Source organism: Mycobacterium gordonae, assembly GCF_002101675.1.
In the GTDB taxonomy this organism is placed as follows: Bacteria; Actinomycetota; Actinomycetes; order Mycobacteriales; family Mycobacteriaceae; genus Mycobacterium; species Mycobacterium gordonae.
In genome coordinates this window covers 62,168-74,953 of record NZ_LQOY01000093.1, presented here as the reverse complement: position 1 = coordinate 74,953, position 12,786 = coordinate 62,168, and the positions used below count along the sequence as shown (strand labels likewise).

Here is a 12,786-nt window from a genome sequence, read left to right as displayed (position 1 = left end):
GGCCGGGGGGCTGTTCGGCGGCGGCGGCGACGGCGGGGCCGGCGGCCTGGCGCTTATGGGTAACAACGGCGGGGCCGGCGGTGACGGTGGTTCCGCCGGACTGTTCGGCTCGGTGGGTGGCTCCGGCGGAGTCGGCGGAGACGGCTCGCTCGGGGGTGCCGGTGGAATCGGTGGCGCCGGAGGCCTGTTCAGCTCTGGCGGCGCCGGCGGCGGCGGCGGTAATGGCGGCAGCGGTGGCAACGGTGGTGCCGGTGGCAACGCCGGCAGCGTGTTCGGCAACGGCGGGGCGGGCGGACGCGGCGGCAGTGGCTTCAGCACGACCGCCGGCTTCGGTGGTGTGGGTGGCACCGGAGGAACCGGTGGTCTGATCGGCAACGGCGGCGACGGCGGCGCCGGGGGGGACTCGATCGGATCGGCTAACGCGGGCAACGGCGGCGCCGGGGGCAGCGCCCGGCTGATCGGCGACGGCGGCAACGGTGGCAATGCCGGGGCAGGACCCAATCCTGGACCGCGCGGCGGCGTCGGCGGTGCCGGCGGGCAGCTACTGGGACAGAACGGAAACCCGGGCATTCCCTAACAGGCATTGCGGCGCAAGCAGGAGCTCTGCCCCGTTTAAGCTGGCCTCGTGACTGGCTGGGTGCCCGACGTCCTGCCGGGCTACTGGCAGTTCACCTTCCCGCTCGGGCCCGACCCCGACGGTGAGGGCGAGATCGTCGCAACGCTTGTTCGCCGTGGCCCGCAAACAGCGGCCGACCACGCCGTGCTTGCCGTGCACGGCTACACCGACTATTTCTTCCACACCGCACTGGCCGACCACTTCGCCGACCGCGGCTTCACCTTCTACGCGCTGGACCTGCGCAAGTGCGGTCGCTCGCACCAACCGGACCAGACGCCGCACTTCACCACCAACCTGGCCCACTACGACGACGAACTCAACCGTGCGGTGGCGCTGATCCGCGAGCAGTCCGACACCAAGGTGCTGATGTACGGCCATTCGGCGGGCGGGCTGATCGTGTCGCTGTGGCTGGACCGGCTGCGGCGGCAAGATGCGATCGCGCGGGCCGGTGTCACCGGTCTGGTGCTCAACAGCCCGTTCCTCGACCTGCACGGCCCCGCGATTCTGCGTCTGGGTGTCACCTCGGCCACCATCGCCGCGCTGTCGCGAATGCGCAGTAAGGGCGTCGCGCGGGCCAGCGGAAGCGGCGGCTACGGGTCCAGCCTGCACCGTGACTACCACGGCGAATTCGACTACAACCTGCAGTGGAAACCGTTGGGCGGCTTCCCGGTAACGTTCGGCTGGCTGCATGCGGTGCGCCGCGGCCAGGCCCGGCTGCACCGGGGGCTGGACGTCGGGGTGCCCAACCTGATCCTGCGTTCGGATCACACCGTGCCCGAGAGCGCCGAACCGGCGGCCCTGCAACACGGCGACGCGGTGCTCGACGTCAGCCAGATCGCCCGGTGGGCCGGCTGTATCGGCAACCGCACCAGCATCATTCCGGTGCCGGACGCCAAACACGATGTGTTTCTGTCCCTTTCCCGACCGCCTCAGCTAGCCTATCGCCATCTCGACCGCTGGCTGGACGACCATCTCAGCAGGCTCAACGACACCGACGCCTCGGTCCCACCCGAGAACCAGTCGGGGAAAGGGTGACGCATCGATGGAGACCTACGACCTCGCGATCATCGGAACCGGTTCGGGCAATAGCATTCTCAACGAGCACTATGCGGCCAAGCGGGTGGCGATCTGTGAGCAGGGCGTCTTCGGCGGCACCTGCCTCAACGTCGGGTGCATCCCGACCAAGATGTTCGTCTACGCCGCCGATGTGGCCAAAACCGTTCGGGGCGCGGCCCGGTACGGCGTCGATGCGCACATCGACGGCGTGCGGTGGACGGACATCGTTTCCCGGGTTTTCGGGCGCATCGATCCGATCGGGCCCAGCGGCGAAGACTACCGCCGGTCCGCCCCCAACATCGACGTGTATCGCAGTCACACGCGTTTCGGACCGACCGCCGCCGACGGGCGTTATCTTCTGCGCACCGACGCCGGGGAGGAGTTCACCGCCGAACAGGTGGTAATCGCCGCGGGGTCGCGGCCCACGGTTCCGCCGGCCATCTCCGCCTGCGGCGTCACCTACCACACCAGCGACACCATCATGCGTATTCCCGAACTGCCCGAGCACTTGGTTATCGTCGGAAGTGGTTTCGTGGCAGCAGAATTCGCCCACGTGTTCGCCGCGCTGGGTTCGCGCGTGACACTGGTGGTGCGGGGCAGTTGCCTGCTGCGTCACTGCGACGACACCATCTGCGAACGGTTCACCCGCGTCGTGGCCGGCAAGTGGGAATTGCGCACGCACCGCAATGTGGTCGGCGGGCATAACCGGGGGTCCGGGGTGTCGCTGCGCCTCGACGACGGCAGCACCCTGGATGCCGACGCGCTGCTGGTGGCAACCGGTCGGATATCCAACGCCGACCTGCTCGACGTGGAGCAGGCCGGGATCGACGTCGAGTTCGGCCGCGTCGTCGTCGACGAGTACCAACGAACTTCGGCGCGTGGGGTTTTCGCGCTCGGCGACGTGTCGTCGCCGTATCAGCTCAAGCATGTCGCCAATCACGAGGCGCGCGTCGTACAGCGTAATCTGCTGTGCGACTGGGACGACACCGCCTCGATGGCCGTCACCGATCACCGGTTCGTCCCGTCCGCGGTGTTCACCGATCCACAGTTGGCCAGCGTCGGACTGACCGAAAACCAAGCCGTGGCACAGGGGTTCGACGTGTCGGTCAAGATCCAGGACTACGGTGACGTCGCCTATGGATGGGCCATGGAGGACACCACCGGAATCCTCAAGCTGATCGCCGAACGCGGCACCGGCCGGCTGCTGGGCGCGCACTTCATGGGCTATCAGGCCTCCTCACTCATCCAGCCGTTGATCCAGGCGATGAGCTTCGGACTGACCGCGCACGAGATGGCCCGCGGCCAGTACTGGATCCACCCCGCGCTGGCCGAAGTGGTGGAGAACGCCCTGCTGGGCCTGAGCTGATTCAGTCCCGCGTGCGTTGCTGGCAGGCGGGGCACAGGCCGTGCAGCGTCAGGCCGGCGCGCTCGGACAGGGCGAAGGAACTGCCCGCCATCGCGTGTTCGAGCGCCGAGCTGAGCTGGCGGGCGGGCACTTCGATGATCGCCCCGCACTGTGTGCAGACGGCGTGGTGATGCGGGGCGGTGGCCATGCCGTAGGTGGTGACTCCGCCGTCGAGGGTCAACGCGTGCAGCACACCCTGGTCGACCAGGGTGGTCACGGTGCGGTAGATGGTCGCGAGGTCGGGCGGCTGCACTCCCGGGGCCAGGCAGGCCGGCAGCCGGTGCTGGATCTCGGCCACCGAGAGGTGCCCGTCGAACGGTTCCAGCACCGCGAGTACCTGGATCCGCGAGGCCATCCGCCGCAGCCCGCGGGCGCGTAGCAGTTCGCCGATCCGTTCGGTAGCCGCCGGGTCCAGGCCCGCCGGTTCAGTCGTCACCCGTTCAGTGTCGCGCCGTGAGGCCGGGATTGCCAGTTCGGACCATCGGCGCGTCCGGCTCCTGCGAATCACTTGCAACCAGCTCGCAGGCGACCCTACAGTTGAGCGCGTCTCTGACGGCGGGAAGGATCTCCGATGGCCAACGCCCAGCTCGACCGGCCCCCACCCTGGTCGCGGCTGCGGGGAGCCCTGTCCCCGGCCGAGTGGGGCCGGCTGGGAATCATGCTGGCGGTGATCACGGCGCTGCACCTAGTGGGTTGGCTTACCCTGATCCTAGTGGTCGAGCCGGCACATCTGAGCCTGGGCCACAAGGCATTCGGCGTCGGCATCGGACTCACGGCCTACACCCTGGGGCTGCGGCACGCGTTCGACGCCGACCATATCGCCGCCATCGACAACACCACTCGCAAGTTGATGAGCGAGGGTCAGCGGCCCCTGGCGGTCGGCTTCTTCTTCTCGCTGGGCCACTCCTCGGTGGTGTTCACCCTGGCGCTGTTGCTGGCACTGGGCCTGCGCGCCGTCGTCGGACCCGTTGCGGACGACTCCTCACGGTTGCACTTCTACACGGGCCTGATCGGCACCACCGTCTCCGGCGGGTTCCTGTACCTGATCGCGCTGCTGAACATCTTCGTGCTGATCGGCATCCTGCGGGTGTTCCGGCGGTTGCGTCAGGGCGATTTCAACGAGGCGGAACTCGAGCAGCAGCTGGACAACCGCGGCCTGATCAACCGATTTCTCGGGCGCCTGACCAAGTCGATCACGAAGTCCTGGCACATGTACCCGCTCGGGCTGCTGTTCGGTCTGGGCTTCGACACCGCCACCGAGATCGCGCTGCTGATGCTGGCCGGCACCAGCGCCGCGTCCGGGCTGCCCTGGTACGCCATCTTGTGTCTGCCGGTCCTGTTCACCGCCGGCATGTGTCTGCTGGACACGATCGACGGCTCATTCATGAATTTCGCCTACGGCTGGGCGTTCTCCAACCCGGTGCGCAAGATCTACTACAACCTCACCGTCACCGGGTTGTCGGTGGCGGTGGCGCTGCTGATCGGCACCGTGGAACTGCTCGGGTTGTTCGCCGATCATCTCGGTTGGCACGGCGGTCTGTGGGACTGGATCGCCGGGCTGGACCTGAACACGGTGGGCTTTGCCGTGGTCGGGATGTTCGTCCTCACCTGGGCCGTCGCGCTCCTGGTGTGGCGGTACGGACGGATCGAGGAGAAGTGGGCGCCGGCCACGGAGCGCGCGAGCTAACCGGATCCGGCACCGCCGGTGCCGGCCGTCCGAGCCACTTGCTCTTTCTCAGACCCGCTGCTGCATAGACGCTCTTGGACCGAGAGTAGAACTGGTGCTTATGGTCCAGGCGACTCACAGTGCATGAGCTGTCGCTGTGTCAGGCGATCGCCGGGGTGGCCAAGTCCCACGCCGCGGGGCGCCACGTGGAGCGGGTGCGGGTCCGGATCGGCGCACTTAGGCAGGTTGTGCCCGAATCTTTGTCGTTTTGTTGGACATTGTTGCGAGATGCCGAAGGCATGCCCGACGCGGAGTTGGAGGTCGAGCACGTCGCGGCCGAGGTGAGCTGCCGCGCCTGCGGCACCCGGTCGGCGATCACTTCACAATGGTCGGTCTGGTGTCCACAATGCGACAGCCCCGACGTCGAGATCTTGCAGGGCAACGAGTTCATGGTGGCATCGTTGGACGTGACGTGAAACTGGCCTCGGGTGATGACATCTCGCGGCAGCAAGTTCATGCGAATGCTCTGCAACACGGAAGTAACGCTGTCGACAATAAGATTCCGTACAGCCAGGGTCGACGGGTCCGGATCAAGTTTAATATTGTTGCGGGCCAACTTATTCCGGGTCGCACATGACTCTAGTCGACGCGTGTACAACCACGTTTCGACGACGAACCGTTGACATTGCCCAGCCGCGCGAGTAGACCCAGATTTAGCGCCGCGCAAGTGGGCCGACGGTCGACTCCGGCGGCGTAGGGGCTTCAGCTCGGCCCCGGAAAGCTGCGTTATGCCAACAGAAGCAGCAGTCAAAGCAGAACAAACATTGATTCACGTTCTGTGGATCAACGCCGGCCTCAGTTGTGACGGCGATTCGGTGGCGTTGACTGCCGCCACCCAACCCAGTGTCGAGGAGATCGCTCTAGGCGCCTTGCCCGGACTTCCTCAAGTCGCCGTGCACTGGCCGCTGATCGATTTCGAATGCGGGCCCACCGGCGGAGCCGACGACTTCCTCGCGTGGTTCTTCAAAGCGGACCGCGGTGAACTGGAACCCTTCGTGCTGGTCGTCGAGGGATCCATTCCCAACGAGCAGATCAAGAGCGAAGGCTATTGGTGCGGCTTCGGCAACGACCCGGCCACGGGTCAGCCGATGACCACCAGCGAATGGCTGGACCGCCTGGCACCCAAGGCAACGGCGATCGTGGCCGTCGGGACCTGCGCCACCTACGGCGGTATCCACGCCATGGCCGGCAATCCGACCGGCGCGATGGGCGTGCCCGATTACCTCGGGTGGGACTGGAAGAGCAAAGCCGGCATACCGATCGTCTGCGTGCCTGGGTGCCCGATCCATCCCGACAACCTGGCCGAGACGCTGACCTACCTGCTCTACATGGCCACCGGCCAGGCGCCGATGATCCCACTCGACGACGCGTTGCGACCCAAGTGGTTGTTCGGCCAGACCGTTCACGAAGGATGTGACCGGGCTGGTTATTACGAGCAGGGTGACTTCGCCACAGAATACGGGTCGCCGAAATGCATTGTGAAGCTTGGTTGTTGGGGCCCTGTGGTGAAGTGCAATGTGCCCAAGCGGGGCTGGATCAACGGCATCGGGGGCTGCCCGAACGTCGGAGGCATCTGCATCGGCTGCACGATGCCCGGCTTCCCGGACAAGTTCATGCCTTTCATGGACGAACCGCCGGGCGGCAAACTCTCCTCCACCGCTTCGGGTCTGTACGGGACCGTGATCCGAAGCCTGCGCCACGTCACCGCAAAGACCGTCGACAAGGAACCACGCTGGCGCCACAAAGGCACCGAACTGGTCACCGGAGCCCGCCGAACCTGGTGAGCGCCCGGACCGGCCTCCGCCGGTCTCTTCCTCCATACAGCCCGCAGGGCGGAGAGCAGTATTCGCTATGACAACCATCATTCCCGAACCGTCAACATCCAAGCGGGAACCGGGCCAGCTCGTCGAAATGGCGTGGGACCCAATCACCCGCATCGTCGGCAGCCTCGGCATCTACACCAAGATTGACTTCGAGAACCGCGAAGTGGTGGAGTGCCACAGCACGTCGTCGATCTTCCGTGGCTACTCGATCTTCATGAAGGGCAAGGACCCTCGCGACGCCCACTTCATCACCAGCCGCATCTGCGGCATCTGCGGCGACAACCACGCCACCTGCTCCTGCTATGCGCAGAACATGGCCTACGGGGTCAAGCCGCCGCATATCGGGGAATGGATCGTCAACCTGGGCGAGGCCGCGGAATACATGTTCGACCACAACATCTTCCAGGAAAACCTCGTCGGCGTGGACTTCTGCGAAAAGATGGTCGCCGAGACCAACCCCGGCGTGCTGGCCCAGGCCGAGCGGACCGCCGCACCGCACGCCGATGCGCACGGATACAAGACCATCGCCGACATCATGCGCTCGCTCAACCCGTTCAGCGGTGAGTTCTACCGCGAGGCGCTGCAGGTGAGCCGCTGGACCCGAGAGATGTTCTGCCTCATGGAAGGTCGCCACGTGCATCCCTCCACGCTGTACCCCGGCGGGGTCGGCACGGTGGCGACCATCCAGCTGATGACCGACTACATGAGCCGGTTGATGCGCTACGTCGAGTTCATGAAGAAGGTCGTGCCGATGCACGACGACCTGTTCGACTTCTTCTATGAGGCACTGCCCGGCTACGAGAAGGTGGGGTTGCGCCGCACCCTGCTGGGTTGCTGGGGCTCGTTCCAGGACCCCGAGGTGTGCAACTTCGAGTACAAGGACATGGAGCGCTGGGGCAACGCCATGTATGTCACCCCCGGCGTGGTGGTGGACGGCAAGCTGGTCACCCACTCGCTGGTGGACATCAACCTGGGTATCCGGATCCTTTTGGGCAGTTCGTATTATGACGACTGGACCGACCAGGAGATGTTCGTCAAGACCGACCCGCTGGGCAATCCGGTGGACCGGCGGCACCCGTGGAACCAGCACACCAACCCCCATCCGCAGAAGCGGGAGATGGACGGCGGCAACTACAGCTGGGTCATGTCGCCACGCTGGTTCGACGGCAAGGACCATCTGGCACTGGACACCGGCGGCGGCCCGCTGGCCCGGTTGTGGTCGACGGCACTGGCCGGCCTGGTCGACATCGGCTACGTCAAGGCCACCGGCAACAGCGTCAAGATCAACCTGCCCAAGACCGCGCTGAAGGGCCCGGTGGAGTTCGAGTGGAAGGTGCCCAAGCACGGCTCCAACACGATCGAACGCAACCGCGCCCGCACCTACTTCCAGGCGTACGCGGCGGCGTGCGGGCTCTACTTCGCCGAGCAGGCGCTCGCCGAGATCCGTGCCGGGCGAACGAAAACGTGGGAGAAGTTCGAGGTTCCCGACGAGGGCATCGGCTGCGGGTTCACCGAGGCGGTGCGTGGCGTGCTCAGCCACCACATGGTGATTCGCGACGGCAAGATCGCCAACTACCACCCTTACCCGCCGACTCCCTGGAACGCCAACCCGCGGGACAGCTACGGCACGCCCGGCCCCTACGAGGACGCCGTACAGGGTCAGCCGATCTTCGAGGAAAACGACCGCGAGAACTTCAAGGGCATCGACGTGATGCGCACGGTGCGCAGCTTCGATCCGTGCCTGCCTTGCGGTGTGCACATGTACCTCGGGAAGGGCAAGACGCTGGAGAGACTGCACACGCCCACCCAGTCGCCTGCCGGGGAGTAAGCGATGGCGGATCGCCCTGAAACCCTGGAACCAGAAGCAGAGTGGCGCACTGCGGGCGATCGGATCCAGACGTTGCTGGATGCGTGCGCCGCGGGCGGACCGGCCGCTCATGAGCGCGCGCAGCAGCTGGTCCGCGAAGTGGTCGGACTGTATGGGGCTGGGCTGCAACGGATCATGGATCAGACGAACCCCGCGTTAGCCGAGCGGCTGGCCACCGACGACCTGGTGGCCAGCCTGCTCCTGGTCCACGGCCTGCATCCGCACGACGTGCGGCGCCGGGTCGCTGACGCCTTGGACCGGGTACGGCCTTACCTTGGTTCGCACGGCGGCGACGTCGAGCTGCTCGAGATCGCCGACGGGACGGTGCGGCTGCGGTTTCAGGGCAGCTGCAAGAGCTGCCCCTCCTCGGCGGTCACATTGGAGCTGGCGGTCGAAGACGCGATAAGGGCCGCCGCGCCGGAGGTCTCGTCGATCGAGGTGGTGGCCGCGGAGCCCACCGACGTCATTCCGGCGCAATCACTTCTCGCGCATCTGCACTCGAACGGCGCCACGGCATGGCACCCGGCGCCGGAGTTGGCCGACCTGGCACCCGGCGAAGTCGCCGGCTTCCTGATCGCCGATGCCACGGTGCTCGCGTGCCGGGTTGACGGGCAGCTACTGGCCTACCGGGACCGCTGCCCAGTGTGTGTCGACTCGCTGGCGGGCGCGCAACTCCGCGGCCGACTGCTCCAATGCCCGCGCTGCGGAACGGACTTCGATGTCGCCCACGCCGGGGCCGCCGCCAACGGACACCTCGAACCGCTGCCGCTGCTGGACCGGGACGGCGTGCTGTCGGTGGCGCTCACGCGCGACATGGTGAGGGCTTCGGCATGAGCAGCCCCTACCACGTGTTGAGCCGCATCAGCAGCCCGCGACGTCCGGAGCCCGCCGGGGAACGGTGCGAGATGTGTGCCGAGTCGATAGCCGACGAGCACCAGCACGTGGTGAATGTGGCTGGCCGACAACTGTTGTGCGTCTGCCGAGGCTGCTACCTGCTGTTCACCGACCCACATGCCGAACTGCGCTACCGCGCGGTGCCTGACCGGTATCTGGCGTTCACCGACTTCCCGCTGGACCGGTGGGCCTGGGAGGCGATGCAGATTCCCGTCGGGGTGGCGTTTTTCTTCACCAACTCGGCGCTGGGGCGCACCGTCGCGTTCTATCCCGGTCCGGCCGGGGCCTGCGAGTCCGAGTTGGACCTCGACATGTGGAACACCATCAGGGCCGCCGATCGCCGCGCCGACATGCTCGCCGACGACGTCGAGGCGCTCCTGGTGCGGGTGCCGGAAACTGGCGCACCACAGACATTTCTGGTCCCGATCGACGCCTGCTACGAGTTCGTCGGCCGGTTGCGCATGCTGTGGCGGGGCTTCGACGGCGGCCAGGAGGCAAGGAAGTTCATCGACGATTTCTTCGCCCAGATCCGCGCGCGAGCCCGCGAGACACCGCCATGACCGAACAGCTGGATGTGTCGTTCGCCGTGCTGGACGTGGCTCCCGAACCGTACGCCGTGACTCCGACGTTGACCGCGCGCATCGACGTCGACGCCAGCCCGTTGGAAGATACAGCTCCGTCGTTGGTGCACGCGATCGCCCTGCGCTGCCAGGTCCGCATCGAACCACTGCGCCGCTCCTACACCGACGCGGAGGCCGCCGGGCTCACCGACCTGTTCGGCAGCCGGGACCGTTGGGCAACCACCCAGCGCACCTTCCTGTGGCAGCACTGCGCGGCGATGGTGCCGGGATTCGCCGGGCACACCACAGTGGCGCTGCCGCTGGAGTGCACCTACGACTTCGAGGTCGCCGCGGCGAAGTATCTGCACGCGCTCGACCAGGGCGCGCTGCCGTTGCAGTTCCTGTTCAGCGGAACCATTTTCGTGAAGTCAGCGCGCGGGTTCTCGGTGCAACAGGTGTCGTGGGACTGTGAGGACCGCTACGACATGCCGGTCAGCGTGTGGCGCGAGCTCATCGCCCTGCACTACCCGAACACCGGATTTGTGCGCATGGGCCACGAAACCGTCAGGGCGCTGGCCGAGTACAAGTCAGCTCGCGGCTTACTGGATTTCGACCATGCGGTCACCGAGCTGTTGGCCGGCGCAGCACAGCAGGAGGTCGCACCATGAGTTGGGACCCCGCCCGCACCGTCGCCGACGCGGTGCTGTACGAGGGATACCTGCTCTACCCGTACCGCGGGACATCCAGCAAGAACCAGTCCCGTTGGCAATTCGGGGTACTCGGGCCGCCGGGGGCGGCCGCCGACGGACTCGGCGAAGACGACTCGCTGGCGGCGCAGTTCCTCGTCCACAACGGCGACTCGATCACCTTGGTGGTGCGCTTCTTACAACTGCAACACCGCCAGGCCCAACGCGCGGTCGCCGGCAGCTTCGAACCCGTGGACACGCTGAGCAACGCGGGGCAATCGTGGCTGACCTGGGACGAAGCGGTCGAATGCGAGATATCTTTGGGGCCGTTGGCCTTCGGCGACGCGCCGTGGGCCCTGCCAGTCGAAGCGCCGGCCGCAACCGACATCGAACCCGTCAGCGGTGGACGCCTGGTCCGCGAGCGCCGTGAGGTACGCGGCCGGCTCACGCTTTCGGCCGAGCCCGACGGCGACCTGTTGCGGTTCTCGCTGCACCTGGCCAACACCGGCGCAGAGCCCACAAGCAAGAACGACGCCCTGGCCCGATCCATGATCGGCACCCACGTGATAGCGGAAGTCGTTGGTGGTGAGTTCGTTTCCCTGCTGGAGCCGCCGGCAACGGCAGCCGACGCCGTGTCCCGGTGCAGTCACCATCGGTGTTTCCCCGTGCTGGCCGGACCGCAGGGCACGCACGACATGCTGCTGATCTCACCGATCATCCTCTACGACCACCCCGAAGTGGCGGAACAGAGCAGCACCGCACTGTTCGACTGCACCGAGATCGACGAGATCCTCACGCTGCGGGTGATGACGATGACCGACGAGGAGAAAGCCCAGGCCCGGGCCACCGATCCGCGAGCGGCACAGATCATCGATCAGTGTGACGCCATGTCGGCCGAGGACATGGGCCGACTGCACGGCGTGCTGCGCGACCCACACCGCGCGGCCGGGCTCGTCCCGGAGATCCCCGACGGCGTCGACTGGTGGGATCCGCTGGCCGACAACGCGGTCCGACCCGATGTGGATGCGGTGCTGGTGCACGGAGTGCGGGTCGCCCGCGGCAGCCGGGTCGTGTTGCGACCGCGACGCAACGCCGACGCACAGGACATCTTCGTAGCCGGCAAGACTGCACGCGTCACCTCCGTCCACGAAGACGTCGAAGGCAACGCGCATGTCGCGGTGGTGGTGGAGGACGACCCGGCGGCCGACCTGCACGACTGGTATGGCCGCTACCTGTACTTCTCCCCCGACGAAATCGAACCGCTCACCGAAAGGAACCCATCATGGACGTCTTAGGTTGGATCTTTGTTGCCCTGATCGCACTGGTCGTGGCGGCCGCGGTAGGCCTGGGTGTTGCCTCGGTGCCGGATGCCAAGCGCTACCTGCGATTACGGCGCATGTAAGGCAGGGCGGCCTATGGCAGCGCGCATTCTGGTAGCCGGCATCGGGAACATCTTCCTCGGCGACGACGGGTTCGGTTCCGAGGTGGCACGACTCGCCGAGATCCAGCGCGACGACGTGCGCGTCGTCGACTACGGCATCGGCGGCATGCACCTGGCGTACGACCTGCTCGAGGAATGGGACGCACTCGTGCTGATCGACGCGATTCCCAGCCGCGGGAGCCCCGGAACGGTGCACGTCTTCCAGGCCGATCACGACAGCGCTTCCGGTGCAACCGGTATCGATGCGCACAGCATGGATCCGCAGACGGTGTTCGCCAACCTGCGGGCGCTGGGCGGCACGCCGCCCTACACCGTGGTCGTCGGCTGCGAGGCCGGCACCGTCGAGGAGAACCTCGGCCTGAGCGCACCGGTCGCCGCGGCAGTGCCCCGCGCGGTGAGTGCCGTGCAGAAACTCGTTGCCGCGCTGCAAACTTCGGCACCCGCAGAGCAGGAATGCTGATGTGCCTCGGAATTCCTGGCCAGGTGATCAGGATGCTGGAAGGGTACGAAGGACAGCTGGCTCTGGTCGACGTCACCGGGCAGCCGCGCAAGGTCAACATCGGAATGCTGCCCGAGGAGACTTTCGAACCCGGAGACTGGGTGATCATCCACATGGGCTTCGCCGTGGAGAAGACCGACCGCGCCGGGGCCGAGCAGGCCATGGCGGGCCTGCAACTGATGGGCCGGGGCCCCAGCCCGGAGGGCGGCTGAG

General features: G+C 66.6%; 15 protein-coding genes. 14 read left to right on the top strand and 1 reads right to left on the bottom strand.

Annotated elements, in window-relative coordinates; genetic code table 11:
• From AWC08_RS36535 to mtr, 3 genes are all read left to right on the top strand, one after another.
• Positions 1 to 577, top strand: a 577-nt coding sequence (locus AWC08_RS36535; protein ID WP_159459996.1) for a PE-PGRS family protein, incomplete at its 5' end; no start/stop codon positions are given.
• 48 nt (positions 578 to 625) lie between these two features.
• Positions 626 to 1,651 (top strand): alpha/beta hydrolase, encoded by a 1,026-nt coding sequence (locus tag AWC08_RS15685; protein WP_069433593.1) that lies wholly within the window; start codon positions 626 to 628, stop codon positions 1,649 to 1,651.
• A gap of 7 nt (positions 1,652 to 1,658) precedes the next feature.
• Positions 1,659 to 3,038: a mycothione reductase gene (gene mtr, locus AWC08_RS15680; RefSeq protein WP_065132747.1), complete on the top strand. Its 1,380-nt coding sequence runs from the start codon at positions 1,659 to 1,661 to the stop codon at positions 3,036 to 3,038.
• Between the two features lies 1 nt (position 3,039).
• On the opposite strand, the gene AWC08_RS15675 is transcribed toward mtr, so the two are convergent.
• Entirely contained in the window at positions 3,040 to 3,513 is a 474-nt protein-coding gene (locus AWC08_RS15675) for a Fur family transcriptional regulator (RefSeq protein WP_065132746.1), read from the bottom strand.
• 135 nt (positions 3,514 to 3,648) lie between these two features.
• Between AWC08_RS15675 and nicT the strand changes: the two genes are divergently transcribed.
• The 11 genes from nicT to AWC08_RS15625 all read left to right on the top strand — a co-directional run bounded on the left by nicT (position 3,649) and on the right by AWC08_RS15625 (position 12,785).
• On the top strand, positions 3,649 to 4,764 hold the full coding sequence (gene nicT, locus AWC08_RS15670) for a Nickel transporter NicT (RefSeq protein ID WP_065132745.1): 1,116 nt from the start codon (positions 3,649 to 3,651) through the stop codon (positions 4,762 to 4,764).
• Positions 4,765 to 4,883: 119 nt separating this feature from the next.
• Positions 4,884 to 5,219, top strand: coding sequence for a hydrogenase maturation nickel metallochaperone HypA (locus tag AWC08_RS15665; RefSeq protein ID WP_065132744.1), 336 nt, complete (start codon positions 4,884 to 4,886; stop codon positions 5,217 to 5,219).
• Between the two features lie 312 nt (positions 5,220 to 5,531).
• The gene (locus AWC08_RS15660; RefSeq protein WP_065132743.1) at positions 5,532 to 6,587 is read left to right on the top strand and encodes an NADH-quinone oxidoreductase subunit B family protein; all 1,056 of its coding nucleotides are present in this window, start codon (positions 5,532 to 5,534) and stop codon (positions 6,585 to 6,587) included.
• A 67-nt stretch (positions 6,588 to 6,654) separates the two neighbouring features.
• Complete coding sequence (locus AWC08_RS15655; protein ID WP_065132742.1) at positions 6,655 to 8,454, top strand: nickel-dependent hydrogenase large subunit; 1,800 nt, start codon at positions 6,655 to 6,657, stop codon at positions 8,452 to 8,454.
• Between the two features lie 3 nt (positions 8,455 to 8,457).
• Entirely contained in the window at positions 8,458 to 9,327 is an 870-nt protein-coding gene (locus tag AWC08_RS15650; protein WP_065132741.1) for a NifU family protein, read from the top strand.
• A complete protein-coding gene (locus AWC08_RS15645) occupies positions 9,324 to 9,947 on the top strand; it encodes a DUF5947 family protein (protein WP_065136642.1) in 624 nt (207 codons plus the stop codon). Before AWC08_RS15650 ends, AWC08_RS15645 begins: the two co-directional genes overlap by 4 nt.
• The gene (locus tag AWC08_RS15640) at positions 9,944 to 10,615 is read left to right on the top strand and encodes a DUF6084 family protein (protein ID WP_065136643.1); all 672 of its coding nucleotides are present in this window, start codon (positions 9,944 to 9,946) and stop codon (positions 10,613 to 10,615) included. Before AWC08_RS15645 ends, AWC08_RS15640 begins: the two co-directional genes overlap by 4 nt.
• Positions 10,612 to 11,928 (top strand): hypothetical protein, encoded by a 1,317-nt coding sequence (locus AWC08_RS15635; protein ID WP_065136644.1) that lies wholly within the window; start codon positions 10,612 to 10,614, stop codon positions 11,926 to 11,928. Before AWC08_RS15640 ends, AWC08_RS15635 begins: the two co-directional genes overlap by 4 nt.
• On the top strand, positions 11,916 to 12,035 hold the full coding sequence (locus AWC08_RS39640; protein ID WP_372511508.1) for a DUF6893 family small protein: 120 nt from the start codon (positions 11,916 to 11,918) through the stop codon (positions 12,033 to 12,035). Before AWC08_RS15635 ends, AWC08_RS39640 begins: the two co-directional genes overlap by 13 nt.
• A gap of 13 nt (positions 12,036 to 12,048) precedes the next feature.
• Complete coding sequence (locus AWC08_RS15630; RefSeq protein ID WP_065136645.1) at positions 12,049 to 12,534, top strand: hydrogenase maturation protease; 486 nt, start codon at positions 12,049 to 12,051, stop codon at positions 12,532 to 12,534.
• Entirely contained in the window at positions 12,534 to 12,785 is a 252-nt protein-coding gene (locus tag AWC08_RS15625; RefSeq protein ID WP_065136688.1) for a HypC/HybG/HupF family hydrogenase formation chaperone, read from the top strand. The genes AWC08_RS15630 and AWC08_RS15625 overlap by 1 nt, the downstream gene beginning before the upstream one ends.
• The last annotated feature ends 1 nt before the right edge of the window (position 12,786 follow it).

Bases quoted from the DNA above. Each gene is read 5' to 3' on its own strand.
- mtr (WP_065132747.1), top strand. From the start codon at position 1,659: ATGGAGACCTACGACCTCGCGATCATCGGAACCGGTTCGGGCAATAGC.
- nicT (WP_065132745.1), top strand. From the start codon at position 3,649: ATGGCCAACGCCCAGCTCGACCGGCCCCCACCCTGGTCGCGGCTGCGG.
- AWC08_RS15660 (WP_065132743.1), top strand. From the start codon at position 5,532: ATGCCAACAGAAGCAGCAGTCAAAGCAGAACAAACATTGATTCACGTT.
- AWC08_RS15655 (WP_065132742.1), top strand. From the start codon at position 6,655: ATGACAACCATCATTCCCGAACCGTCAACATCCAAGCGGGAACCGGGC.
- AWC08_RS15650 (WP_065132741.1), top strand. From the start codon at position 8,458: ATGGCGGATCGCCCTGAAACCCTGGAACCAGAAGCAGAGTGGCGCACT.
- AWC08_RS15645 (WP_065136642.1), top strand. From the start codon at position 9,324: ATGAGCAGCCCCTACCACGTGTTGAGCCGCATCAGCAGCCCGCGACGT.
- AWC08_RS15640 (WP_065136643.1), top strand. From the start codon at position 9,944: ATGACCGAACAGCTGGATGTGTCGTTCGCCGTGCTGGACGTGGCTCCC.
- AWC08_RS15635 (WP_065136644.1), top strand. From the start codon at position 10,612: ATGAGTTGGGACCCCGCCCGCACCGTCGCCGACGCGGTGCTGTACGAG.
- AWC08_RS39640 (WP_372511508.1), top strand. From the start codon at position 11,916: ATGGACGTCTTAGGTTGGATCTTTGTTGCCCTGATCGCACTGGTCGTG.
- AWC08_RS15630 (WP_065136645.1), top strand. From the start codon at position 12,049: ATGGCAGCGCGCATTCTGGTAGCCGGCATCGGGAACATCTTCCTCGGC.
- AWC08_RS15625 (WP_065136688.1), top strand. From the start codon at position 12,534: ATGTGCCTCGGAATTCCTGGCCAGGTGATCAGGATGCTGGAAGGGTAC.